The 25,600-nt window shown below is 67.4% G+C and carries 21 protein-coding genes and 1 tRNA gene; 15 read left to right on the top strand and 7 right to left on the bottom strand.

Annotated features, from left to right (window positions below; genetic code table 11):
- The first annotated feature begins 32 nt into the window (after nt 1-32).
- From RNZ50_11495 to RNZ50_11475, 5 genes are all read left to right on the top strand, one after another.
- A complete protein-coding gene (locus RNZ50_11495) occupies nt 33-743 on the top strand; it encodes an ABC transporter ATP-binding protein (GenBank protein MDT8855626.1) in 711 nt (236 codons plus the stop codon).
- A 1-nt stretch (nt 744) separates the two neighbouring features.
- On the top strand, nt 745-1,755 hold the full coding sequence (locus tag RNZ50_11490) for a branched-chain amino acid ABC transporter permease (GenBank protein MDT8855625.1): 1,011 nt from the start codon (nt 745-747) through the stop codon (nt 1,753-1,755).
- Nucleotides 1,752-3,080 (top strand): branched-chain amino acid ABC transporter permease, encoded by a 1,329-nt coding sequence (locus RNZ50_11485; GenBank protein MDT8855624.1) that lies wholly within the window; start codon nt 1,752-1,754, stop codon nt 3,078-3,080. Before RNZ50_11490 ends, RNZ50_11485 begins: the two co-directional genes overlap by 4 nt.
- A 168-nt stretch (nt 3,081-3,248) precedes the next feature.
- Nucleotides 3,249-5,666 (top strand): FAD-dependent oxidoreductase, encoded by a 2,418-nt coding sequence (locus RNZ50_11480; GenBank protein MDT8855623.1) that lies wholly within the window; start codon nt 3,249-3,251, stop codon nt 5,664-5,666.
- Between the two features lie 332 nt (nt 5,667-5,998).
- Nucleotides 5,999-6,607, top strand: a complete 609-nt coding sequence (locus RNZ50_11475; protein MDT8855622.1) for an NTP transferase domain-containing protein — start codon at nt 5,999-6,001, stop codon at nt 6,605-6,607.
- Here RNZ50_11475 and RNZ50_11470 read toward each other — a convergent pair.
- From RNZ50_11470 to RNZ50_11455, 4 genes are all read right to left on the bottom strand, one after another.
- Nucleotides 6,599-10,180, bottom strand: coding sequence for a Hint domain-containing protein (locus RNZ50_11470; GenBank protein ID MDT8855621.1), 3,582 nt, complete (start codon nt 10,178-10,180; stop codon nt 6,599-6,601). The two genes, RNZ50_11475 and RNZ50_11470, sit on opposite strands and share 9 nt — an antisense overlap.
- 356 nt (nt 10,181-10,536) lie before the next feature.
- Nucleotides 10,537-12,843, bottom strand: coding sequence for a Hint domain-containing protein (locus tag RNZ50_11465; GenBank protein ID MDT8855620.1), 2,307 nt, complete (start codon nt 12,841-12,843; stop codon nt 10,537-10,539).
- Between the two features lie 784 nt (nt 12,844-13,627).
- Nucleotides 13,628-13,711, bottom strand: a tRNA-Leu gene (locus tag RNZ50_11460).
- 153 nt (nt 13,712-13,864) lie between these two features.
- Nucleotides 13,865-14,707, bottom strand: a complete 843-nt coding sequence (locus RNZ50_11455) for a neutral zinc metallopeptidase (protein MDT8855619.1) — start codon at nt 14,705-14,707, stop codon at nt 13,865-13,867.
- Nucleotides 14,708-14,861: 154 nt separating this feature from the next.
- Here RNZ50_11455 and RNZ50_11450 point away from each other — a divergent pair, with 154 nt between their 5' ends.
- Entirely contained in the window at nt 14,862-15,440 is a 579-nt protein-coding gene (locus tag RNZ50_11450; protein MDT8855618.1) for a YqaA family protein, read from the top strand.
- On the top strand, nt 15,437-15,916 hold the full coding sequence (locus tag RNZ50_11445; GenBank protein MDT8855617.1) for a disulfide bond formation protein B: 480 nt from the start codon (nt 15,437-15,439) through the stop codon (nt 15,914-15,916). Before RNZ50_11450 ends, RNZ50_11445 begins: the two co-directional genes overlap by 4 nt.
- A gap of 1 nt (nt 15,917) precedes the next feature.
- Here the strand turns inward: RNZ50_11445 and RNZ50_11440 are convergent, their stop codons facing one another.
- Nucleotides 15,918-17,105, bottom strand: coding sequence for a deoxyguanosinetriphosphate triphosphohydrolase (locus tag RNZ50_11440; protein ID MDT8855616.1), 1,188 nt, complete (start codon nt 17,103-17,105; stop codon nt 15,918-15,920).
- 85 nt (nt 17,106-17,190) lie between these two features.
- Between RNZ50_11440 and RNZ50_11435 the strand changes: the two genes are divergently transcribed.
- The 3 genes from RNZ50_11435 (at nt 17,191) to xth (ending at nt 19,268) form a co-directional block, all read left to right on the top strand.
- Nucleotides 17,191-17,517 (top strand): iron-sulfur cluster assembly accessory protein, encoded by a 327-nt coding sequence (locus tag RNZ50_11435; protein ID MDT8855615.1) that lies wholly within the window; start codon nt 17,191-17,193, stop codon nt 17,515-17,517.
- Between the two features lie 172 nt (nt 17,518-17,689).
- Nucleotides 17,690-18,409: a hypothetical protein gene (locus tag RNZ50_11430; protein MDT8855614.1), complete on the top strand. Its 720-nt coding sequence runs from the start codon at nt 17,690-17,692 to the stop codon at nt 18,407-18,409.
- 79 nt (nt 18,410-18,488) lie between these two features.
- A complete protein-coding gene (gene xth, locus RNZ50_11425) occupies nt 18,489-19,268 on the top strand; it encodes an exodeoxyribonuclease III (protein MDT8855613.1) in 780 nt (259 codons plus the stop codon).
- Between the two features lie 75 nt (nt 19,269-19,343).
- Here the strand turns inward: xth and RNZ50_11420 are convergent, their stop codons facing one another.
- The gene (locus RNZ50_11420) at nt 19,344-20,516 is read right to left on the bottom strand and encodes an FAD-dependent monooxygenase (GenBank protein ID MDT8855612.1); all 1,173 of its coding nucleotides are present in this window, start codon (nt 20,514-20,516) and stop codon (nt 19,344-19,346) included.
- Nucleotides 20,517-20,624: 108 nt separating this feature from the next.
- Nucleotides 20,625-21,047 (bottom strand): RNA polymerase-binding protein DksA, encoded by a 423-nt coding sequence (gene dksA / locus RNZ50_11415; protein ID MDT8855611.1) that lies wholly within the window; start codon nt 21,045-21,047, stop codon nt 20,625-20,627.
- A gap of 191 nt (nt 21,048-21,238) precedes the next feature.
- Between dksA and RNZ50_11410 the strand changes: the two genes are divergently transcribed.
- The 5 genes from RNZ50_11410 (at nt 21,239) to RNZ50_11390 (ending at nt 25,528) form a co-directional block, all read left to right on the top strand.
- Entirely contained in the window at nt 21,239-22,090 is an 852-nt protein-coding gene (locus RNZ50_11410) for a MoxR family ATPase (GenBank protein ID MDT8855610.1), read from the top strand.
- 233 nt (nt 22,091-22,323) lie between these two features.
- Nucleotides 22,324-22,773, top strand: a complete 450-nt coding sequence (locus RNZ50_11405; protein ID MDT8855609.1) for a GNAT family N-acetyltransferase — start codon at nt 22,324-22,326, stop codon at nt 22,771-22,773.
- Nucleotide 22,774: 1 nt separating this feature from the next.
- Nucleotides 22,775-24,142: a DUF2927 domain-containing protein gene (locus tag RNZ50_11400; protein MDT8855608.1), complete on the top strand. Its 1,368-nt coding sequence runs from the start codon at nt 22,775-22,777 to the stop codon at nt 24,140-24,142.
- Nucleotides 24,143-24,175: 33 nt separating this feature from the next.
- The gene (locus tag RNZ50_11395; protein MDT8855607.1) at nt 24,176-24,340 is read left to right on the top strand and encodes a hypothetical protein; all 165 of its coding nucleotides are present in this window, start codon (nt 24,176-24,178) and stop codon (nt 24,338-24,340) included.
- A gap of 3 nt (nt 24,341-24,343) precedes the next feature.
- Nucleotides 24,344-25,528 (top strand): VWA domain-containing protein, encoded by a 1,185-nt coding sequence (locus RNZ50_11390; protein ID MDT8855606.1) that lies wholly within the window; start codon nt 24,344-24,346, stop codon nt 25,526-25,528.
- The last annotated feature ends 72 nt before the right edge of the window (nt 25,529-25,600 follow it).

Below are 25,600 nucleotides of genomic sequence, written 5' to 3'. Positions count from 1 at the left end.
GATGAAAGCCGTTTCGGGGCGGAGGGTGCGGCATGGCTGAGCCCTTCCTGATCGGCGATGCCATGACGGGCGGCTATGGGGCCGCCGACATCCTGCATGGCTGCACCCTTGCCGTGGAGAAGGGTCAGATCGCGGTGATCGTCGGCCCGAACGGGGCGGGCAAGTCCACCGCGATGAAGGCGGTTTTCGGGATGCTGAAGTTGCGCGGCGGCCGTGTGCTGCTGGAAGGCGAGGACATCACGGCGCTTTCGCCGCAGGACCGCGTGGCCAAGGGCATGGCCTTCGTGCCGCAGACCCACAACATCTTTACCTCGATGACGGTGGAGGAAAATCTGGAAATGGGCGCCTTCCTGCGGCGCGACGACATCCGGGGCACGATGGAACAGGTCTATCACCTGTTCCCGATCCTCAAGACCAAGCGCTATCAGGCGGCGGGCGAGCTTTCGGGCGGCCAGCGCCAGCAGGTCGCGGTGGGGCGCGCGCTGATGACCCAGCCCAAGGTTCTGATGCTGGATGAACCCACGGCCGGCGTGTCGCCGATCGTGATGGACGAGTTGTTCGACCGCATCATCGAGGTGGCGCGCACCGGGATTTCCATCCTGATGGTGGAACAGAACGCCCGTCAGGCGCTGATGATTGCGGACAAGGGCTATGTGCTGGTTCAGGGCTCGAACCGTTTCACTGACACCGGGGCGGCGCTGATGGCCGACCCCGAGGTCCGCCGCAGCTTTCTGGGGGGCTGAGATGGATCTGCTCAACGCCATTGTCGCTTTCACCAATTTCGTCTTCGTTCCCGGCCTCGCTTACGGCGCGCAGCTGGCGCTGGGGGCGCTGGGGGTCACGCTGATCTACGGCATCCTGCGCTTTTCCAACTTCGCGCATGGCGACACCATGGCCTTCGGCACCATGGTCACCATCCTGATCACATGGGGTTTTCAGTCGGTGGGCATCGGGTTCGGCGTGCTGCCGACCGCGCTGCTGGCCCTGCCCTTCGGCATCGCGATCACCGCAATCTTCGTGCTGGCAACCGACCGGGCGGTGTATCGCTTCTACCGCAAGCAGAAGGCGGCGCCGACCATTCTGGTGATCGTGTCGCTGGGGGTGATGTTCATCATGAACGGCATCACCCGCTTCATCATCGGGGTAAACGAGCAGAACTTCAGTGATGGCGGGCGCTTCCTGATCACGGCGGGCGAGTTCCGCGCCGCGACCGGGCTGGCCGAGGGGCTGGCGATCAAGACCACGCAGGGCATCACGGTGGTGACGGCGGCGGTGGTGGTGGCGGCGCTGTTCTGGTTTCTGGGCCGCACCCGCACCGGCAAGTCGATGCGGGCCTTTTCCGACAACGAGGATCTGGCGCTCTTGTCGGGCATCAACCCCGAGCGGGTGGTGCAGGTGACCTGGATCATCGCCGCGGCGCTGGCGACGATTGCCGGGGTGCTTTACGGGCTGGACAAGTCGTTCAAGCCCTTCACCTATTTCCAGCTGCTGCTGCCGATCTTTGCTGCGGCCATCGTCGGCGGGCTGGGCAATCCGCTGGGGGCGATTGCGGGCGGCTTCGTCATCGCGTTCAGCGAGGTGACGGTGACCTATGCCTGGAAGAAGGTGCTGAGCTATGCCCTGCCCGACAGCCTGGCGCCCGACAGTCTTGTCCAGCTGATGTCGACCGACTACAAGTTCGCCGTCAGTTTCACCATCCTGATCATCGTGCTGATCTTCATGCCGACGGGTCTGTTCAAGGGGAAATCGGTATGAGCGGCGGCAACCGGAGCGCAGCCAACTCGCGCGCCAAGAACCTTTTCCTGTTCGGCGCCGTGGCGGTGCTGTTCATCGCAACGGGCGTGCTGCAAAGCTGGAACTCGTCGCTGGGCATCCTGAACATGGCGCTGATCTCGGCGATCATGGCGCTGGGGGTCAACCTGCAATGGGGTTATGCCGGGCTTTTCAACACCGGCGTGATGGGCTTCGTGGCGCTGGGGGGGCTGGCGGTGGTCATCACCTCGGCCGCGCCGGTGCCCGAGGCGTGGCGGGCGGGTGGCCCCGGCATCGTGCTGGCGCTGGTTCTGGGCGCGGCCACCATCGGGGCGGCGGTTGTTCTTTACCGGCAGATGGCGGCGGGGCGGCTGCGCAATCTGGCGATGGTCGCGCTGCTGACGGGCGGGTTTTTCCTGTTTCGCTGGGTGTTCGATCCGGCGGTCTCTGCCATCGAGGCGGTGAACCCGTCGGCGGCTGGCAACATTGGCGGCCTTGGGCTGCCGATCCTGCTGGCCTGGCCGATGGGCGGCGTGCTGGCAGCGATTGCGGCCTGGGCGATCGGCAAGACCGCGCTGGGGCTGCGGTCGGACTATCTGGCGATTGCCACGCTGGGCATTGCGGAAATCATCATCTCGGTGCTGAAGAACGAGGACTGGCTGGCGCGCGGCGTGAAGAACGTGATCTCGCTGCCGCGCCCGGTGCCCTACGAGGTCAACCTGCAGAAAAGTGAACGGTTTTTGGCCTTTACCGCCGACTGGGGGCTGGACCCCGTCACCACCTCGTCGATCGTGGTAAAGCTTCTCTATGCCGGGCTGTTCGGCGCGGTTCTGCTCGGGGTGATCGTGCTGTCGGAACTTGCGCTGAACTCCCCCTGGGGGCGGATGATGCGCGCAATCCGCGACAATGAAACCGCCGCGGCCGCGATGGGCAAGAATGTCAAGAAGCGGCACCTGCAGATCTTCGTGCTGGGCTCGGCGGTGATCGGCGTTGCAGGGGCGATGATGACCACGCTCGACGGGCAACTGACTCCGGGCACCTATCAGCCGCTGCGCTTCACCTTCCTGGTCTGGGTGATGGTGATCGTCGGCGGGTCGGGCAACAACTGGGGCGCGGTGCTGGGCGGCTTTCTGATCTGGTGGCTGTGGGTGATGGTGGAGCCGATCGGACTGATGTTCATCCAGGGCGTCACGGCGGGCATGGCGGACGGGTCCTGGCTGAAGGTGCATCTGACCGACTCGGCGGCGCACATGCGGCTTCTGACGATGGGGATCATCCTGCTTCTGGTGCTGCGGTTCAGCCCGCGGGGATTGATTCCCGAAAAATAGTCTTGCGGACAGGCCGGGGGCCAGCCCCCGGACCCCCGGGATATTTGGGAACAGAAGAAGAGGGAAGGGAAGGCTGAGCCTTCCGAAGCGACATTCACTGTCGCAACCGGGCATGATCCTGCGGCGTGGCATGGGCCAATGTGCGGCACACATTGCCTGGAGTTCCGCATGAAAACCCATACCCGCGTTCTGGTCATCGGCGGCGGCGTCGTAGGCTGTTCGGTGCTTTACCATCTGACCAGGCTCGGCTGGTCGGATGTCATGCTGGTGGAGCGGTCGGAGCTGACCTCGGGCTCGACCTGGCACGCGGCGGGCGGGTTTCACACGCTGAACGGCGACACCAACATGGCGGCGCTGCAGGGCTATACCATCCGGCTTTACAAGGAGCTGGAGGCGATCACCGGCCTGTCCTGCGGGCTGCACCATGTCGGCGGCATCACCCTTGCCGACAACCGCGAACGCTTCGACATGCTGAAGGCCGAACGTGCCAAGCACCGATACATGGGGCTGGACACCGCGATCCTGACCCCGGCCGAGGTCGAGGCGATGACCGACGGCATGGTGAACACCGACGGGATTCTGGGGGCACTGTTCGACCCGCTCGACGGGCATCTGGACCCCTACGGCACAACCCACGCCTATGCCAAAGCGGCGCGGATGGGCGGGGCCGAGATCGTGCTGCACAACCGGGTGCTGGAAACCAACCCGCTGCCCGACGGCTCGTGGCAGGTGGTGACCGAGAAGGGCACCATTATCGCCGAGCATCTGGTGAACGCGGGCGGGCTCTGGGCGCGCGAGGTGGGCGCGATGGCCGGGGTCTACCTGCCGCTCTTGCCGATGGCGCACCAGTATCTGGTGACCGAGGACATTCCCGAAATCGTGGCGCGCGGCCGCGAGTTTCCGCATGTGATGGACCCGGGCGGCGAAAGCTACCTGCGGCAGGAGGGGCGCGGCTTCTGCATCGGGTTCTACGAGAAACCCTGCGAGGGCTGGTCGCTGGACGGCACGCCGTGGGAGTTCGGGCAGGAGCTGTTCAACGAGCAATACGACAAGATCGCCGACAGCATCGAGTTCGCCTACCGCCGCTTTCCGGCGCTGCAGCGCGCGGGGATCAAGCGGGTGATCCACGGCCCCTTCACCTTCGCCCCCGACGGCAACCCGCTGATCGGGCCGGTGCCGGGCCTGCGCAACTACTGGTCGGCCTGCGCGGTGATGGCGGGCTTTTCGCAGGGCGGCGGCATGGGGCTGGCGCTGGCGCAGTGGATGATCGAGGGCGAGGTGGAGCGCGACCCGCGCGGCTTCGACGTTGCGCGGTTCGGGAGCTGGACGACGCCGGGCTATACCGTGCCCAAGGTGATCGAGAACTACCAGACCCGCTTTTCGGTGGCGTTCCCGAACGAGGAAAAGTCCGCCGCGCGGCCCTTCCGCACCACGCCGATGTATGACACATTCAGCGCGATGCGCGCGGTCTGGGGCCAGCAATACGGGCTGGAGGTGGTGAACTACCACGCCCTGCCCGGCGAGCCGCTGTACGAGACGCCGACCTTCCGCCGCTCGAACGCCTGGGAGGCGACGGCGGCCGAGGTGGCGGCGGTGCGCGGTGGCGTCGGCATCAACGAGGTGCAGAACTTCGGCAAGTATCGCGTCACCGGCCCCGGGGCGCGGGCGTGGCTGGACCGGATGATGGCGGGGCTGATCCCGAAACCGGGGCGGCTTTCCCTGACGCCGATGCTGGCGGAAAGCGGCCGGATCATCGGCGATTTCACCGTGTCCTGCCTGTCGGACACCGAATTCCAGCTGACCGCCAGCTATGGCGCGCAGGGCTGGCACGGCCGCTGGTTCGCGCAGCACGCGGAGCCGGGGGTTCGGGTCGAGAACATCTCGGACGCGCGCAGCGGTTTCCAGATCGCGGGGCCGGCCGCGCGCGACCTGCTGGCGCGGGTGACGCGGGCCGACGTGTCGGCAGACGCGTTCCGCTTCATGGACGTGCGGCGGATGACGGTCGGCATGGCCGACTGCATCGTGCAGCGTGTCAGCTATACCGGCGATCTTGGGTTCGAGATCTATTCCGACCACATGTCGGTGCGGCATCTGTGGGAAACCCTGTCGGTGGCGGGGGCCGAGCTGGGCCTGCGCCCGTTCGGGATGCGGGCGATGATGAGCCTCAGGCTCGACAAGTTCTTCGGGTCCTGGGGGCGCGAGTTCACCCCCGACTACACGCCTGCGGAAACCGGGCTTGACCGCTTCATCCGCTGGAACAAGCCGTCCGACTGGATCGGCAAGGCGGCGGCGATGGCGGAAAAGGCGGCGGGCGCGAAACGCATGCTCTGCGCCTTCGTGGTCGATGCCAATGGGGCGGATGTGGTGGCGTGGGAGCCGATCTGGCTTGACGGCACGGTGGCGGGCTATTGCACGTCGGGTGGCTACTCGCACCACACGCAGAAGTCGGTGGCGCTGGGGTTCGTGCCGTCTGACCGGGTGGCCGATGGTCTGGCGGTGGAAATCGAGATTCTCGGCGAGCGCCGCCCCGCCGTGCTGGTGACCGAACCGCTGTTCGACGCCGACGGCACCCGGATGCGTGGGTGAGGCGCGCCCGGACGATCTTCCGGTGGAAGATCGTCAGCGCCGAACGCACGTTGCGCAAGCAACGGGCCGGAAGAGGCGCGCCCGGACGATCTTCCGGTGGAAGATCGTCAGCGCCGAACGCACGTTGCGCAAGCAACGGGCCGGAAGAGGCGCGCCCGGACGATCTTCCGGTGGAGATCGTCAGCGCCGAACGCACGTTGCGCAAGCAACGGGCCGGAAGGGGCGCGCCCGGACGATCTTCCGGTGGAAGATCGTCAGCGCCGAACGCACGTTGCGCAAGCAACGGGCCGGAAGGGGCGCGCAAGGTCGCTGAGCATGGAAGGGCCCCGACGATGCCGATGCCGATGCCGCAGATCGTGATCCTCGCCGCCGGATCGTCCAGCCGGATGCGCGGGGCCGACAAGCTGATGGAGACGATCGGCGGCATCCCCCAGATCCGGCGGGCAGCACTGGCGGGACAGGCAACCGGATGTCCGGTGGCGGTGACGCTGCCGACCGACCGGCCCGCGCGGGCGCGGGCGCTGGCGGGGCTGGCGGTGACGCTGATCCCGGTGCCCGATGCGGCGGAAGGGATCGCGGCCTCGATCCGGGCGGCGGAGGGCACCTTGCCGCCCGGCCCGCTGCTCTTGCTGCTGGCCGACCTGCCCGAGATCGCGGCGGCCGATCTGGCGATGATGCTTGCCGCGTTTCGCGAAACGCCCGGGAGTATCCTGCGGGCAGGCTCGGCGGCGGGGAAGCCCGGTCACCCGGTTATCTTCCCCGCCTGGGCGCGGGCTGATCTGGCCGCGCTGTCGGGGGATGCGGGGGCGCGCGACCTGCTGGCCCGCCATGCCGGGCGCACGCGTCTGGTTGCGCTGCCGGGCAACGCCGCCGTCACCGATCTGGATACGCCCGAGGACTGGGCCGCCTGGCGGGCCGCGGGGCCCGGCCGGTCAGTCTGACAGCATCACCTTGACCTCGTGCGGCTTCAGCGTCAGGCGGGCGGCGGCGAAGCGGCTGCCGGGTTCCGCCAGTTCGGGAAAGATCGCCAGCACTTCGGCGCGCTGTTCGCCATCCATGCCCGCCAGCGTCAGGTCGCCCGGCTGGAAGCTTTCGGTCCAGGCCCCGTCGGCGCTGATGATCTCGTGCCGGTCGAACAGGATGTGGATGTAGCTGATGCCATCGGGAAACACCCGGTCGATGCCCGCCTCTCCCACCAGATGGGTGGCGGCCACCAGAACCTCGGGTTCGCCAAAGAACATCTCGGCGCGCGGCCCGGTCATCAGCATCCGGTGCTGCGGCGACACCAGCATGTCGCGCTGCGGCAAGATCCCGTCCAGCGCCCGCGCCGCGATGCGGACCGGCGACAGCCGGGGCTGCGCCATCAGGTCGGCCCGCGCCAGATCGCGCCGCCCGGTCCAGCGCACCGGCTGATGGCCGTTGTCGCGGGTCACCACGGTGTTGCCCGCCACCAGCGCCTCGACCCTGACCTCGCCGCGTTCGGTCAGGATCAGGCTGCCGGGGGTGAAGCAGGGCACCGCCTGTTCGATGTTACTGAATGCGATCGTGCCGGTCACCGCGCCATCGGCATCCAGACACTCGACCGAGCCGTTTTCGCCGTTCAGCGGGTCGAAGCGGATGGTGGTGCCCGCCTTGCCCCACGCGCGCAGGTCGAGCGTGTCGAAGTCGTCGCCGCCCTCGTTGCCGTCGATGGTGTCACCCGGGCCGTCGAAGAAGGTGTCGCGGTCATCGCCGCCCTGCATCCGGTCGGCGCCGGCGTCGCCGGTCAGCGTGTCGTTGCCCGCACCGCCGAAACGCTCGTCATCCCCGGCGCCGCCCGACAGGTGGTCGTTGCCGTCCTCGCCGTGCAGCAGGTCGTTGCCGCCTTCGCCCGAAAGGCTGTCATTGCCGGTGCCGCCGAACACCTGGTCGGCGCCAGCCCCGGCCAGCACGGTATCGTGGCCATCCCCGGCCTTGACCAGATCATCGTCGGGCCCGGCGCCGGGCAGCGCATCTGCGGCGTCGATCCGGTCGCCCTCGGGGTCGTCGGAGTAGGCCGTGTCGATCAGGTCATCCCCGGCGGTGCCCGACACGACGCCGTTCCGCGATGCCGCCCTGTCGATGACAGTGCTTTCGATTCCGAAAAAACCCAGCGTTCCGCCGTCGTTGAAGGTGACGGTGCCGTTTTCGCCGTTGGCCGGATCATAGTCGATTGCGGCCACATCCGCGACGTGGAGCGTGTCGAAATCGTCGCCCCCCTTGCCGCCATCGACGGTATCGCCGGCCTCGCCATGGATCACGTCGCGGTCGAAATCGCCGAACAGCGCATCGCGCCCCGCGCCGCCATAGAGCGTGTCGTTGCCGTTCGAGCCCAGCACCTGATCGTCGCCCGCGCCGCCATGAACCACGTCATCGCCATCGCTGCCGGTGATGGTGTCGGCCCCGTCGCCGCCGTAGACGAAGTCGTTGCCATAGCCGCCATAGGCGTAGTCGTTGCCGATCCCGCCGAAGATCGTGTCCTCGCCCAGCCCGCCATAGACCGTATCGCTGCCGCCGTCGCCCTGCACGATGTCGTTGCCCGCATCGCCGCGCAGGAAATCGTCGCCATCCTCGCCCAGAACGGTGTCGTCGCCGGCGTCGCCCTGCGCGTAGTCGTCGCCGTCCCCGGTTGCGATCCGGTCCCGGTCGTCGCCGCCATAGACATAGTCGCGCCCGGCACCCGACAGGATCGTGTCATCGCCGCCACCCGCGAACACCTCGTCGTCGTCGGGCCCTGCCCCGGCAAACACCGCATCGCCCGCGTCGACCCGGTCGCCGTTGCGATCCACATAGGCGGCGTCGATCAGGTCGGCCCGGTCGGTGCCGTATATGATGCCGTCCGGGCCGCCGTTGAAGACCAGATGCTCGATGTTGACGAAACCCAGCGTGCTGCCATCTAGGAAGGTGACGGTGCCGTTCTCGCCGTTCGCCGGATCATGGACCACCCCGGCCAGATCGCTGACATTGAGCGTGTCGTCGTCGTCGCCGCCCTCGCCGCCATCGACAAACCCGGCCCCCGACCCGGCATACAGCCGGTCGGCATCGTCGCCGCCGTAAAGCGTGTCGTTGCCCTCGTCGCCGCGCAGGGTATCGTTGCCCGCACCGCCGTGCAGCGTGTCATCCCCGACCGAGCCGACCAGTTCGTCGTCGCCCACCTCGCCGAACATCAGGTCGGCGCCATCGACCCCCAGCAGCAGGTCGCGCCCGTCGCCGCCGCGCAGGGTGTCGTCGCCGCCGCCGCCGATCAGCGTGTCGTCGCCGGTGCCGCCCAGCAGGCTGTCGTCGCCATCCTCGCCGTTCAGGCTGTCGTTCCCGGCGCCACCGAACACCTCGTCGGCACCGAGGCCGCCCGCGACCGTGTCGTTCCCGCCGCCCGCCAGAACGATGTCGTCGTTCGCACCCTCGCCGGGCAGCAGGGCGTCGTTGCCGTCGATCCGGTCGCCGTCAAGGTCGGCATGGCCCGCGCCGATCAGGTCATCGCCCGCCGTGCCGCGCACGATGTCATCCGCGCCGCCATCGACGACCATCGCCTCGATATTTGCGAAGGTCAGGATCGAGGCGTCGATGAAGGTGATGGTGCCATTCTCGGCATTGTCGGGGTCGAAGGCGATCGACAGCACGCCGTTGACCACCAGCGTGTCGGCATCGTCGCCACCATCGACCAGGTCGCCGCCCGCCGCCACGACGGCGTCGCGCCCGTCGCCGCCCGACAAGGTGTCGGCATCGGCATCGTCCGTCAGGCTGCCGGCGCCCCAGAATTGCACGTTGTCAAGCAGCATCCCCGCCCCGTCCTGCGGGCCGGTGCTCTGGAAGGTCAGGGTGTTGCTGCCGTCGCCCTCGCCCCCCGTCACCGCGATGCGGTAGGTGGTGTGCGCGGCGCTGCCGGGATCGACCGTGCCGACCAGAATGCCGTTCCAGAACACGTCCAGAGTGTTGTCGTCGCTCAATCCGTCGATGGCGTCGAAGGTGATCTCATACGGTGCGCCATCGACCACGCCCGCGATCTGCTGGCTGATGCTGCCGGTGCCGAACGGGCCTTCGGTGTCGAGCGAGTTGCCGCCCGCGCCGGCAGAGACAATCTCGACCACGCCGCCCGGCCCGGCGACCCAGCCGCCGGGGGCCGTGCCATCGTAGCCGAGATGGCCGGTCCCGGTCGCGGCCATGCCGCCGGTCTGCTCGAAACCGCCGTTGCCGATCAGATCGGCCGGATCGCCGGCCGCCAGCAGCAGGTCGTCACCCGCGCCGCCGAATAGCGCATCGGCCCCGGCACCGCCCGCCAGCGTGTCGTCGCCGCTGCCGCCCTCGACACTGTCATCCCCGGCCCCGGCCAGCACCCTTTCATCACCGGCCACGGCCGGACCCACGTCGCCATCGGTGGCCGACACGGTCCCGTCAGGGGCAGCGTCGGCGGCCCTGATCGGGGACAGGCCATCCGCAGCTTCGCCCTTGCCGGGGGCAGCGGCATCAAGGATCTTCAGCGCATCTGCTCTCGGCATGGTGTGACCCTCAGGCTGCGGCAGGGAAGACGGGCGGGAATGACATGCGGCCGAAGTCGCGGGCGTGGGGTCTGGCAAGCAGGCGGGCCATCGTCATCTCCTGCCGGGGGCTTCGGGGGCGCGCGGCAAAGGCTTGAGCCGCGGTTCGGTCAACCCCGCTTCTGGCAACGGAAGGTGGCTGAAATATGTGCAAATTGGGCTGCTTTGCCGAATTCCCGTAACAGGCTGCGGGGGTTGCGGGCCTTCGCCCTCAAACCCGAAACAATCCCTTCCCTGCGGCCGGATTGTCCCGCCGCCAAGGAAAAGGGGCCCCGCGAGGAGCCCCTGATCCGTCGATTGCCGGCGCCGCCTGATCCTTACTGGACCAGCAGGCGCGCCTCGTGCCGTTTCAGCGTCTTGCGGGCGGCACCGTATGCGTCCAGCCCGGCCGGTGTCTTCAGGTCGGGGAACAGCTCGAATATCTCGTTGCGCTGCGAATTGCCCATGCCTTTCAGCGTGTAGTCGCCCGGCTGGAAGCTTTCGGTCCAGGCCCCGTTCGACAGAACGACCTCGTGGCGGTCGAACATGAAGTGCAGGTAGGTGGTGCCGATGCTGTCGACCTCATGGATGCCCGCGCCGCCGACCAGATGCTTGGCCGCAACCAGCACCTCGTGTTCGTCGAAGTAAAGCGCCGTGCGGTCGTTGGCGACCAGAACCCGGTGGTTCGGGCTCAGCATCATGTCGCGTTCCGGCAGGCCGTTGCCAAGCGCACCCTGGCGAACGAGGATCGGCTTCAGATGCGGGTTTGCCGTCAGGGCGCGCCAGTCCATCACCTTCCGGCCGGTCCAGCGGATTTCCTGAATGCCGTTGTCGCGGGTGATCACCTTGTCGCCGGGGCGCAGATTTTCTACCGGAACCTCGCCCTTCGGCGTGGCGATCATCGTGCCGGGCGTAAAGCACACCACATTCTCGATGTTCACGAAAGCCATCGTGCCGGTAAGGTTTCCGTCACTGTCGAGGAAGTTGACCGTGCCGTTTTCCGAGTTGGCCGGGTCGTAGATCACCTGCCGCGGACCGAGGCCACGCAGATCGAGCGTGTCATAGTCGTCGCCCTCCTCGCCGCCGTCGATCTGATCGCCCGCGGTGGCACCGATGAATGTGTCGCGGTCGGCCCCGCCGAACATCACGTCGGTACCTTCTCCGCCGATCAGGGTGTCATTGCCCTCGTCGCCATGAAGGGTGTCGTCGTCGATCCCGCCATCGAGGTAGTCGTTGCCGTCGCCCCCCCGCAGGATGTCGTCATCATCCATGCCGAAGATGGTGTCGTTGCCCGCGCCGCCGAACAGCGTGTCCCGGCCATTGTCGGGGCGCAGGTCGGTGGCGTCGGGAATGTTGATCGCGTCGGGAAACTCGGGGCTGAGCCCGCCATAGATCAGATCGTTGCCGTCGCCGCCAAACACCACATCGGAGCCTTCGCCGCCAATCATCGTGTCGTCGCCACTGCCGCCATGGATGGTGTCGTCGTCGATTCCGCCGTCGATCAAGTCGTTGCCCGAACCGCCGAAGATCAGGTCGTTGTCATCGCCGGTGGTGATCGTGTCGTTGCCGGCCCCGCCGTAGACCGTGTCACGGTCGTTCATCGGGTCGCCATCGGCCGGATAAAGCCCCGGATAGCCGCGGTCGGGCAACGGTGCCCTGCTGCCGCTGGTGTCGATCAGGTCATCGCCGTCGCCGCCGTCCACCAGATCGCTGCCGTTGCCGCCATGAAGGGTGTCATTGCCGTCGCCGCCGTCGATCGTGTCATCGCCGGGGCCGCCATGGATCACGTCATTCCCGCCACCGCCGTAGATCAGGTCGTTTCCGAGCCCGGCCAGCACGGTGTCGTTGCCGCCTCCCGCCACCACGATGTCGTCATCGGGGCCCTGACCGGCGATGATCGCGTCGCCGCGGTCGATCCGGTCGCCATCGGGGTCGCCGGTATAGGCAAGGTCGATCAGGTCGTCGCCTTCCGTGCCCGAAACGATTCCGTCGTTGACGGTGCCGAGGTTGTCGACCGTGTCCGAGATCGAGAACATCGAAACCGTGCCGTGGAAATGCTGGTTGATGTCGTTCAGGATCGCCGGGGACGACAGCGACTGCCCGGCACCCACGATCCAGGGCTGGTTGATGGCGCCCATGTCCATCGTCAGGCTGTTGGGCACGTCGTCTGCGAATGCGGTGCCCGCGGTGGTGTTTTCGATCACCAGCTTGCCGCCGGTCCCGCCCTCGTCCCAGCTGTAGCTCAGCTTGATGTCATCACCCGGCGCCATGAAGCCCGGCCCGGTGCCGAAGGTCTCGGTGCCGGCCGCGCCTTCATGCGCGATGACGATCGCCCCACTGGCCAGGATCTCGATGCGGAACCCGCCCTGCGTCACGCCGGCGCTGTCGCGCGACAGGATGGTTTCAGGACGGCAGCCGCTTGCCGAGCTCTGGGAAAACGCGATGTTCAGGGTGCCGCTGTCCATCTGGAACACCGGGTTGGCAAGGATCTTTACCAGATCGTTCCTGCCATCCAGCATCGCCTCCCCCCCTGCGGGCGAGGCCCCGTTGATGTACATCCCGTTCTGCGCCCCGTTGCCCAGAGCGGAGTCATGGACCGTCGTTCCCGTCGTCTCGTCGAAGTTGTAGAGCGCAATTACCGGCATATCCATATCCTTACGTCAGCAGCACACCCGTCGCCCGGCTGCACCCGATCCAAAGCTCTCCGCCTCCCGCGGGCGGGAAACGCACGGTCGGCACCGGACCGGACTCGCCGGACCGCTGCACCTGGAGACCTGTCGTCAATTGCGAGGAGGAACAGAATTGCCGCCCGCAAGAAGCGGACGCAGCCCGGTCAATCCCGGAGATGCCCCGGATCGACGCACCCGGAAACCAATCCGGTAACTGGCAGCATGTTCACGACTTCTCCCGCGCCAACCGGCGCACCACCACTGAACGACCGCCCCCACGGCCAATCTGTCTTACCCAGCAAGACTCCTGAATCACTACCTTTGATTAAGCCTTCCGGAAAGTGAAAAACGGCAGGCTGGTGGCAACTTGGCGGCACCCCCCCCTGCATCTGGCAGAAATCGCGGCCTGAGTCTCAGCCCATGGTTCAGGATTGTTTCCGGCCCGGGCAGATCGGCGCCCCCGCCGACCCGCCAAACCCCGGATTCCGTGGCAGGATTCAGAATCCATGGCCGGCCGGGGAAGATGACTGTTGACGTGGCGGAAACAGGTGGCCGGGCGCAAGAGCCGGTTAACCAGGCTCCGGATACTGCCCAGATTTCGCCCCCTTTGCCCGCAGGCCGTTCACGGATGCGCATCAATCCGGGCCGAAACCGGCCTTCGGTGCCGTTCAATCCACTGTTAAGCTTAAGAAAGCCCGAATCACCACCCGGCACTGCCACGTATGCCGCACAACTCACGCAGGATCTCATGCGTTGGGGATGGTGCCCGAGGCGAGATTCGAACTCGCACACCTCTCGGCGGAGGATTTTGAATCCCCTGCGTCTACCGTTCCGCCACTCGGGCCACGGCTGCCATTTACCGCGGCCGCAACGCGGCGTCAATCATCGGCATCCCGGCACCGGCATCCCGGCACGGGCATCCCGGCACGGGCATCCCGGCACGGGCATCCCGGCACGGGAACCCGCGCCACCGCCGATTTTTCGTAGAAAAATCGCCCTACAGCCGCGACGCGGCGAAAGTGTCGCATTGCGCCATGTCGCCGGTCTGGTAGCCGCGCTCGAACCAGTCGGACCGCTGCGCCGAGGTGCCGTGGGTGAAGGTGTGCGGCATCGGGCGTCGGCCTGCGTTGCGCTGCAGCGTGTCGTCACCGATCTGGCGCGCGGCGTTCACCGCCTCCTCCAGATCGGCCGCGCTGATCGACCCGAAGCGCGCCTGCGCCTCGCGCGCCCAGATCCCCGCGAAACAGTCGGCCTGAAGCTCGACCCGCACCGACACCGCGTTGCTGTCGGCCTCGGACATGGCAGCGCGCTGTTCGCCGGCCTGTCCCAGGATGCCCAGTTCATGCTGCACATGGTGCCCGATCTCGTGCGCCACCACATAGGCGGCGGCAAAGTCGCCGGCCGCGCCGAGACGCTGCTCCAGCGTGGTGAAGAAGGCGGTATCCAGATACACCTTGCGGTCTGCCGGGCAGTAGAACGGCCCGGTGGCCCCTGATGCCCCGCCGCAGGGCGACTGCGTCACGTCCTTGAACAGCACCAGCGTCGCGGGGCGGTAGGCCCGGCCGACCTGATCGCGGAACACCTGTGCCCAGACCTCCTCGGTATCGGCCAGCGTGACCGAGACGAATTCGCCCGCAGCCACGTCTTCTGCGGTCAGTTCGACGGGCGTGCCCGGTTCGCTGCCGCCTTCCTGCAGCAGCGGTGTCACGTCGATCCCGAAGAAATACCCGATCAGCAGCACCGCCACCACGCCGATGCCGCCGACCCCGCCAACCCGTCCGGCCGACATGCCGCGCCGGTCCTCGATGTTTCGGCTGCCGCGCCTGCCCTGCCACTTCATGCCGATCCCCCAGAAACCCCGCCACCCGGCAACGCGCCCGGCCGCCCGTGGTTCCCGCACAGTAGCCGAGCCTGCCCGCATCGGTAAGCCTCCATCCGCCCTTGACCTCGCGCCCCGTTCCATGGTGCAACCGCCCGGATTTCAGGAGACCTTCATGATACGCTCGCTTTATGACTGGACCCTGTCGCTGGCGCAGCACCGCCATGCGCTCTGGGCGTTGGCTTTCGTCTCGTTCATCGAAAGCTCGGTGTTTCCGATCCCGCCCGATCTGCTGCTGATCCCGATGATCATCGCCGCCCCGTCGCGCGCCTTCCTGATCGCCACGGTCTGCACCGTCAGTTCGGTGCTGGGCGGGCTGGCGGGCTATGGCATCGGCGCGCTGCTGTTCGAAACGGTCGGGCAGCCGGTGCTGGCCTTCTACGGCATGACCGACAAGTTCGCGGTGTTCGAGCAGAACTACAACGACTGGGGCGCCTGGGCGGTGCTGATTGCAGGCATCACCCCCTTCCCCTACAAGGTCATCACCATCCTGTCGGGGATGACCGGCCTGTCGCTGCCGGTGTTCATCGTGGCCTCGATCGTGGCGCGCGGCTTCCGGTTCTTCGTGCTGGCGGCGCTGCTGTGGAAATTCGGCGCGCCGATCCGCGACTTCATCGAGCGCCGCCTCGGGATCCTGTTCACGCTGGCGGTGCTGCTGCTGCTGGGCGGCTTTGCACTGGTGAGGTATCTATGACACGCACATTGACACGCACGACCCTGATCCTGCTGGCGGCGGGCGGTTCAGCCCTGATGCTTCTGGGGGCATTTGGCTTCCAGTATCTGGGCGGCATGGCGCCCTGCCCGCTGTGCCTGTGGCAACGCTGGCCCCACGCGGCGGCAGTGGGCATCGGCGTGCTGGCGCTGGCGCTGAGGGGACGCACCCTGCCCGTGCTCGGCGCGGCGGCGGCGCTGACCACGGCGGGGATCGGGATGTATCACACCGGCGTCGAGCGTGGCTGGTGGCAGGGTCCGACCTCCTGCACCACGGGCAGCGTCGCGGGCCTGGACCCGGCCGACCTCTTGAACCAGATCCTCGCCGCCCCGATCGTGCGCTGCGACGAGGTGGCGTGGGAGCTGTTCACCCTGTCGATGGCCAGCTGGAATGCGGTGGCCTCGGTCGGGCTGGCGGCGATCTGGCTGGCCGCGGCGCTGGCCCCGGCCCGGCGCTGACCTAGCCGCGGTCCCCCGCTGTGCCGCCGCAGAGCCGCGCATGTTCCTGCAAGGCGAAGCGGTCGGTCATGCCCGCCACATAATCGGCCACGATCCGCGCCAGCGCCACCTGCCCGTCGGCCCGCGCCACATCGGCCTGCAACTCGGCGGGCAAAAGCCCGGGCTGCGACAGGAACAGCGGGAACAGGTCGTTGACCACCAGCGTCACCCGCGCCCGTTCCAACATCACCGAGGGCGCGCGATACATCCGGTGGAACAGGAACGACCGGATCACCTTCAGTTCCTGATAGAGCGGCTTGGAAAAGCGGATCACCGTCGCCCCCAGCGCCCGGATCTCGGCCACCGACTTCGGCTGCGCCGCATCGAGCCGGTTCTTTGCCACCGCGATCACGTCCTCGACCATGCGTCCGAACACCCGCCGCAGCGCCTCGTGCCGCCGCCGCATCGGCTCCAGCCCAGGGTAGAGCGCGTCGACGGCCGCAAAGGCCGGGCCGGTCACCGGCAGCTCCATCAGGTCGGCCTCGGTGAACAGGCCCGAGCGCAGTCCGTCGTGCAGGTCGTGGTGCGAATAGGCAACATCGTCGGCAATCGCCGCCACCTGCGCCTCGGCCGAGGCAAAGGTGTCAAGTTCCAGATCCCATTCGGCATTGGCCTCGGCCAGCGCGAAGGGCAGCGGGTCGCCGACCGGCACCCCGTCCGGGCCCAGCACCAGCAGCGGGCCGTTGTGCTTGGCGATGCCCTCCAGCGTTTCCCAGGTCAGGTTCAGCCCGTCGAAATCGGCATAGTGCCGTTCCAGCCGGGTGACGATGCGGATCGCCTGCGCGTTGTGGTCGAACCCGCCGTAGGGCTGCATCAGCGCCCCCAGCGCATCCTCGCCGGTATGGCCGAACGGCGTGTGGCCCAGATCATGCGCCAGCGCCACCGCCTCGGCCAGATCGGTGTTCAGCCCCAGCACGCCCGCGATGGTGCGCGCCACCTGTGCCACCTCGATCGAGTGCGTCAGGCGAGTGCGGTAATAGTCGCCCTCATGCTCGACAAAGACCTGCGTCTTGTGCTTCAGCCGCCGGAAGGCGCTGGAATGGATGATCCGGTCCCGGTCGCGCTGAAAATCCGAGCGAAAGCTCGACATCCGCTCGGTATGAAGCCTTCCTCGGCTTTGTTCGGGCTGGCAGGCATAGGGTGCCAACATCATGTCGCCTGTGCTTGTGTGGGCAATTGCATCCTCCTATATGTAATCGGTAACCGGAATGACACGGGTTTTGTAAGCAATGGATCTGACGCTTCCCCCCCGCGTGACCGACCGGGCCTTTGCCCGGCTGGCCAAGATTGCCGCCAGCACCGGCGACGGGCGCGCCTTGCGCGTCGCGGTCGAAGGCGGCGGTTGCTCGGGCTTCCAGTACGACATCCGGCTCGACGATCCGGCTGCCGACGATCTGGTGCTGGAAAAGGACGGGCAGAAGGTGCTGGTTGACGCGGTGTCGCTGCCCTTCCTGTCGAACGCGGTGATCGACTATTCCGAGGAACTGATCGGTGCGCGCTTCGTGATCCGGAACCCCAATGCATCCAGCTCATGCGGGTGCGGAACGTCGTTCTCGATGTGACCGGCCGCCGCACGATTTTTCTACGAAAAATCGGTCAACCCACGATTCAGCCGCATCCGCGCAGCGGTGATTTTTCGTAGAAAAATCGCGATCTTCGGCAGAAATGCCGGTGGGGACCTCGCCCCGCGTCCGCCCCGCCCTAGTTCCACGAGGACACAATGGGGGCACGGCGATGCGGCACATTCTGATCCTCGGCTCCGGCCCGTCCGTCACCCGCGCCGCCAACTGGCCGCGCCCTCCGTTCGATCATGTGCTGGCGATCAACAACGCCTGGCGGGTGCGGCCGGACTGGGATGCGCTGATCCATCCGCATGATTTTCCAGAAGATCGCCGCCCCCAGCCCGGCCCCGGGCAGCGGCTGGTGACTCAGGAGGATTTCGTTCCGGCCCAGAATGCCCTTGGCGGTTTCGTCTATGCCGGGGGCACCATGGCCTTCACCGCCGCATACTGGGCGCTGTTTGCCCATGCCCCGAAGGTGATTGCCCTGCTGGGCTGCGACATGCATTACCCGGCCGTCGGGCGCACGCATTTCTACGGCACGGGCAGCCCCGACCCGCTGCGCCCCGACATCACGCTGCAATCGCTGGAGGCCAAGGCCGCGCGGCTGATGGTGCTGGGGGCGCGGCAGGGCTGTGCCTTCGTCAACCTGTCGGAGGGGCCTTCGCGGCTGGTCTTCCCCCGGATGCGACCGGACTCGGTCGCTCGCGCCCGACCGCTGCCGTTCGACGGTGCACTGGCGGCGCAGGCCCTGCAGCGCGAGGCGGAGCTTGGCTATTTCGTGCCCTCGGGGCGGTATTGGGAGGAAGCCGCGCGCTTCGATGCCGCAGAACTCCGCGCGCTCGATGCGCTGTGGCTGGCCGCGGCCCGGCCGGCATTGGCCCGGAGTGCCTGAGGGTGCGCCCGAGCGGGCGCTTGCCCCGGCACCGGCCAGCCCATAGGCTGCGGCCATCCGCTGCGAAAGGTCTGCGACGATGAAAATCGCCACGTTCAACATCAACGGCATCAAGGCGCGGATCGAGGCCCTGCCCGACTGGCTGCGCAATGCCATGCCCGATGTTGTGCTGCTGCAGGAGATCAAGTCGCAGGACAAGGACTTCCCGCGCGCGCTGTTCGAGGAGATGGGCTACCGGGTGGAGACCCATGGCCAGAAGGGGTTCAACGGCGTGGCGATCCTGTCGCGCCTGCCGCTGGAGGATGTGGTGCGCGGCCTGCCCGGCGACGCCGCCGACGAACAGTCGCGGTGGATCGAGGCGACGGTGATCGGGGCACGGGCTGTCAGGGTCTGCGGCCTTTACCTGCCCAACGGCAACCCGGCGCCGGGGCCGAAATACGACTACAAGCTGGCCTGGATGGCGCGCCTGCTGGACCGGGCGCGCGACCTGCTGGCGACCGAGGAGCCGGTGGTCATGGCGGGCGACTACAACGTGATTCCGCAGGCCGAAGATGCGGCGAAGCCTTCCGCCTGGGTTGAGGATGCGCTGTTCCTACCCGCCACGCGCGCCGCGTTTCGCCGGGTGCTGCATCTGGGCTATCTGGATGCGTTCCGGGCCCGGGAGCCCGCGCCGGGGCATTATACCTTCTGGGACTATCAGGCAGGGGCGTGGTCGCGCAACAATGGCATCCGCATCGACCACGTTCTGCTGTCGCCGCAGGCGGCGGACCTGCTGAGCGAGGCGCGGATCGACCGCGAGGTGCGGGCGGGCGACAAGCCGTCGGACCATGTGCCGGTCTGGGTGGATCTGGCGGCCTGAGGTCTGCGCCGCCGGGATTGCCCGGCGGGCGGGTGCCTCCGGCGGGGATATTTGGAAACAGAAGAAAGCCGTAGGTCAGGCCTTCGTCGCGTCGTGGGCGTAGATCCAGTCAAAGCGTTTCAGGGCCAGACCGGGGGCCATGCGGCCGCCGAAGCGCAGCCCGAGGTGGGCGGCGTCGCGCGCGATGCCGTCGAGATGGTAGAGGCGCGCGTTTGTGTTGGCGGCCTGCACGATGGCGGCGCAGCGCCGGGCGCGGGCGGCCTGATAGGCGGCAAGGCCCACCTCGGGTGTGTCATGCGCGGCAAGGGATGCGGCCAGCACCCAGGCATCCTCCAGCGCCATGTTGGCGCCCTGTGCCAGGAAGGGAAGCGTCGGGTGGGCGGCGTCGCCTAGGATCGCGGCACCCTGCCCGTGCCAGTGCTTCGCCACCGGATGGCGGAACAGGCCCCAGAGCCAGACCTCCTGCGCCGCGTCGAGCCAGCCGCGCACCCGGGGGCCGAAGCCTTCGAACGCCAGACGCATTTCCACCGGATCGTCCTTCAGGTTCCAGCCTTCCTGCACCCAGCGGCGGCGTTCCTCGACGGCCACGATGTTGCGCAGGCTGCCGCCGCGCAGCGGATAGCTGACCAGATGGCGGCCGGGGCCCATGTGAACCTCGGCCACCGGGGCGGCACCCGGTTCGGCAGGAATCACCGTGCGCCACGCGACCTGATGAGTGAAGAACGGCGCAACCGCCCCGTTCAGGGCCGCCCGCACCTTGGAATGCAGCCCGTCGGCGCCGATCAGCAGCGGCGGCGTGGATTGCGCGCCCTGCAGCGTCACCAGTTTCGGGCGCGGGCCGGACAAGTCGACCGTTTCCACCCGTTGCAGCAGCCGGATCTCGACGCCGGCCTCGCGCGCGCCGGTGGCCAGCAGGTCGATCAGGTCGGCGCGGTGCAGCAGGTGATAGCCCTGCCCCGGCCGCAGGCGGGCAAGGTCCATCCGCAGCACGGTGGCGCCGTCGATGCCGTCGCGCAGTTCCACCGCCTGGCTGCGGGTCGAGGCGGCCTCCAGCGCCGCGCCGAGGCCGAGTGCGTGCAGCACCGCCGCCCCGTTCGGGCTGATCTGGAGGCCGGCCCCGACCTCTTCGATCGCCTTGGCCTGTTCCAGCACAGTGACGCGGGCGCCACGCAGCGCCAGCGCCCTTGCCACTGCCAGTCCCGCCACGCCGGCCCCCAGCACCGTGATCTCTGCGCCGATCAGGCTCATGTCTTCCCCCGCTCAGGGCGCCAAATGCAAGACGCCGGGCCAGCGATGGCCCGGCGTCAGTTGTTTCGCGCCACCGCCGGTCGCGCAAGTGTCATGCCGTCGCGGCCTTCAGTCGTCGCGGTGGACCTTTTCGCGCCTCTCGTGCTTTTCCTGCGCTTCCAGCGTCATCGTGGCGATCGGACGCGCATCGAGCCGCTTCAGCGAGATCGGCTCGCCCGACACCTCGCAATAGCCGTATTCGGCGTTCTCGATCCGGCGCAGCGCCGCGTCGATCTTGCTGACCAGCTTGCGCTGGCGGTCGCGGGTGCGCAGTTCCAGCGCGCGGTCCGTTTCCTCCGAGGCACGATCAGCGATGTCGGGCACGTTGCGCCCCGAATCCTGCAGGCCTTCGATGGTTTCGGCGGATTGGTCCAGAAGTTCCTGTTTCCAGACCATCAGCTTGCGCCGGAAATATTCAAGCTGGCGTTCGTTCATGAACGGCTCGTCTTCGGCCGGACGGTAATCTTCGGGCAGAAAGACCTCTGCTTTCATGGCTTGGCTCTCCAAATGGCCGGATTGCTCCGACAGGTGGGCTTCTGTCATGGGGCTCTCCTGATGGCGGTGCATTAACGCAAGGCCAGGGGCTTGTCACTAGCCGTTGGTGCGGGGTTGCGACGATTTCCCCCTGTGCTAGGGTCTTGACGCCACGCGGCATCCGCCGCAGCCCATGTGAAAGTGCCCTGATGAAATTCGCCTCGACAGCCGCCTACATCGCCACCGACGACCTGACGATGGCGGTCAACGCCGCCGTCACGCTGCAACGCCCGCTGCTTGTCAAGGGCGAACCCGGCACCGGCAAGACGGAGCTTGCCCGGCAGGTGGCAGCGGCGCTGGGGATGCCGATCCTCGAATGGCACGTCAAATCCACCACCAAGGCGCAGCAGGGGCTTTACGAATACGATGCCGTCAGCCGGTTGCGCGACAGCCAGTTGGGCGACGCGCGGGTGTCGGATGTCGCCAACTACATCCGCAAGGGCAAGCTCTGGCAGGCGTTCGAGGCGCCCGAGCGGGTGGTGCTGCTGATCGACGAGGTCGACAAGGCCGACATCGAGTTTCCCAACGACCTGCTGCAGGAACTCGACCGGATGGAGTTCCACGTCTACGAGACCGGCGAGACGGTGCGCGCCACGCACCGGCCGGTGGTGATCATCACCTCGAACAACGAGAAGGATCTGCCCGACGCCTTCCTGCGGCGGTGCTTCTTCCACTTCATCCGCTTTCCCGACATCGACGTGCTGCGCCGCATCGTCGCCGTGCATTTTCCCGGCATCAGGGAGGCGCTGCTGACCGCCGCCCTGACCCGGTTCTACGAGATCCGCGAGACGCCGGGGCTGAAGAAGAAGCCATCGACATCGGAGGTGCTGGACTGGCTGAAGCTCCTGCTGGCGGAGGATCTTTCGCCCGAGGATCTGCGGGCCGACGGCCGGGCGGCGCTGCCCAGGCTGCATGGCGCGCTGCTGAAGACCGAACAGGATGTGCATCTGTTCGAGCGGCTGGCCTTCATGGCGCGGGGGCGGCAGGGCGGACCACTTTAAGAACCTGCCGCAAGCCTTTGATTTCGGTAATTAAATCCAACCAATGATATCATTCCCGCCCGGGCTTCGGGGTCTGTCTGGCGGGGCAGGAGGCGGCACCGGATGCCGCCTCCTGCCCGGCCGACCCGGATGCCGACCTTTCCGCAGTCTTGACACAAAGCTGCCGCGAGGCCGACACTCGGGAACGGTTGTCTTGATCGACCCAATGCCACATTGCGGATGTGCCGATGCCCCTGACGGATACCCTTGTCGTTCGACCCGTCACCGCTGCCGACGTGACCGTCTGGCGTGCCATGTGGCAGGACTATCTGGCCTTCTACCACACCACCCTGCCGGAAGCCGTTTACCGGGCAACCTTCGCGCGCGTCGTGGCGGGCGGCGACGGGATGCACGGGCGGATCGCGGAACGCGGCGGGCAGGCGCTGGGGCTGGTGCATTTCCTTTATCATCCGACCTGCTGGAAGACCGGGCCGGTCTGCTATCTGCAAGACATCTACACCGTGCCCTCCGCGCGCGGGCAGGGTGTGGCGCGGGCGCTGATGCAGGCGGTCTTCACGGCGGCCGATGCCGCGGGCGCGCCTGATGTCTACTGGCTGACGGCCGAAAACAACTACCCCGGCCGGATGCTTTATGATCAGTTGGGCGTGAAAACCGCTTTCATCGAATACAACCGGGCGACCTGACATGCGTCTTGCCATTTTCTGCGTATTGGCGCTGACCGCCTGCGCGTCGGCGCCGCCTGCCCCGCAGGTCTCGATGGGCAGGCCGCACGATGCCGTGGCGACCACCGCCCTGCCCGCGATGAAAAGCTTCGGCGCGCCGCGGGTCGCCAGCCCCGGCCGCAGCAACGCCCAGATCGCGCGCGACTTTCTCGATCTGGAATTCCAGATGGAAAGCGGCCGCATCCTGCCGGTCTTCACCCGGTTCGAAGGCCCGGTGACCGTGGCCATCGCAGGCCAGGCGCCGCCGACCGCAGCGGCCGACCTTGCGCGCCTCGTGCAGCGCTTCCGCACCGAGGCCGGGATCGACATCCGGCAGACCACGGGCCCCGCCTCGATCACCGTCGAATTCCTGCCGCGCGAACGGATTCAGGCCACCTTCGCCAATGTCGCCTGTTTCGTGGCGCCGCGCGTCTCGTCCTGGGCCGAATACCGCGGCGCGCGCGGCGGGGCACGCACCGACTGGACGACCCTGACCGTGCGCGAGCGGGTGGCGATCTTCGTGCCCTCCGACACCAGCCCGCAAGAGGTGCGCGATTGCCTGCACGAGGAAACCGCGCAGGCGCTGGGGCCGCTGAACGACCTTTACCGCCTGCCGGATTCGGTGTTCAACGACGACAACTTCCACACGGTGCTGACCGGCTTCGACATGCTGGTGTTGCGCCTGCATTATGCGCCCGAACTGCGCAGCGGCATGACACGGGCGCAGGTGGCGGCCGCCCTGCCCGGCCTGCTGGCACGCCTGAACCCGGCCGGAGAGCGCCCGGGACCGGCCGCCGACGAGCCGACGCCCCGTGAGTGGATCACCGCGGTGGAAACCGCCCTCGGGCCGCGCAGTTCGGCAGAGGCGCGGCGGCGGGCTGCGGCACACGCGCTGGCCATCGCCCGCGCGCAGGGCTGGCAGGACGCCCGGCTTGGCTTCAGCCTGTTCGCGCTGGCGCGGATGAGCCTGGGCCAGGACGCGACCGAGGCCGCCGCCACCTTCGCAGAGGCCGCCCGCATCTACCGCAGCCTCCCCGGCGGGCAGATCCACGCCGCCCATGCCGACATGCAGCTTGCGGCGCTGGCGCTGTCTTCCGGTCAGGCCGGGCAGGCGCTGGCGCTGGCCGATGCCGCGATCCCGGCGGTGGCAGAGGCCGAGAATGCCGCCCTGCTGGCCACGCTGATGCTGATCAAGGCCGAGGCGCTGGATCTGGCGGGCCGCGGGGCCGAGGCGCGGGCGGTGCGGCTCGACAGTCTGGGCTGGGCGCGCTATGGCTTCGGCACGGACGCCGAGGTGCGGGCACGCATGGCCGATATCGCTGCGCTGGCCCCGCGCGGCAGCAGGGGCTGAGGCGGTCCGGTTCGCAGCAGGGGAAGGCCGGGCATGATCGTGATCACGGGTATCGGACTGGGGGCGATGTTCGGCGCGCTGCAAGCCCGCAGGATGGGCGGCAAAGCGCTGGATTCGCTGCAATATGGCGCGGCCTATGGCATTGCCTTCGGCATCCTCGGGCTGTTTGTCACCATCATCCTCGAACGCGCGCTATAGGCGGTGTTCCTGGCGTTCTTCCAGACATTGCGCAAGGCGGGGGTGCCGGTTTCGCTGCGCGAATACCTCGCCTTTCTCGAAGGCGTGGCCTCGGGTCTGGTGATCTACGACATTGACGGTTTCTACTACCTTGCCCGCACCGCGATGGTGAAGGACGAACGCCACCTTGACCGCTTCGATCGGGCCTTTGCAGAAAGCTTCCGGGGGCTGGAGGCGATCCCGGCCGAGGCGGTGCTTGAAGCCATCGACCTGCCGGCCGAATGGCTGGCGAAGCTGGCGGAAAAGCACCTGACGCACGAGGAAAAGGCCGAGATCGCGGCGCTGGGCGGTTTCGACAAGCTGATGGAAACCCTGCGCCAGCGGCTGGCCGAACAGCAGGGCCGCCATCAGGGCGGCAACAAATGGGTGGGAACGGCAGGCACCAGCCCGTTCGGCGCCTACGGCTACAACCCCGAGGGCGTGCGCATCGGCCAGGACGCAAGCCGCCACCAGCGCGCCGTCAAGGTCTGGGACAAGCGCGAGTTCCGAAATCTGGACGATTCGGTCGAGCTTGGCACCCGCAACATCAAGGTCGCCCTGCGCCGCCTGCGCAAATGGGCCCGCGACGGCGCCGAACAAGAGCTTGACCTCGACGGCACCATCCGCGCCACCGCCGAACAGGGCTGGCTTGACGTGCAGACCCGCCCCGAACGGCGCAATGCGGTCAAGGTGCTGCTGTTTCTTGACGTCGGCGGCTCGATGGACCCTTACGTCAAGGTGATGGCGGAACTGTTCTCCGCCGCGAAATCCGAATTCCGCCATCTGGTGCCGTTCTACTTCCACAACTGCCTGTATGAAGGCGTCTGGCGCGACAACGCGCGGCGCTGGGATGACCAGACCGCCACGGCCGACCTGCTGCGCACCTATGGGCCCGACTGGAAGTGCATCTTCGTCGGCGACGCCTCGATGTCGCCCTACGAGGTTCTGCACCCTGGCGGCGCCAGCGAACACTGGAACGCCGAGGCCGGGCAGGTCTGGCTGCACCGCGCCTGCGCGCAATGGCCGTCGCACCTTTGGATCAACCCGACGCCGGAACGCTTCTGGGATCATGGCCACACCATCCGCCTGATCCGTGACATTTTCGATGGCCGCATGGTGCCGATGACGCTGGACGGCATCGTGCGCGGCATCAAGGATCTGGGGCGGTAAGGGCCGCGATCCTGTCGCCAAAAATCTTCACCAAGATTTTTGCAAAAGTTTTGCAGCAAAACTTTTGCCGCG

It is taken from the genome of Paracoccaceae bacterium Fryx2 (assembly GCA_032334235.1).
GTDB lineage: Bacteria > Pseudomonadota > Alphaproteobacteria > Rhodobacterales > Rhodobacteraceae > JAVSGI01.
This window is presented reverse-complemented; position numbering and strand designations above follow the sequence as displayed.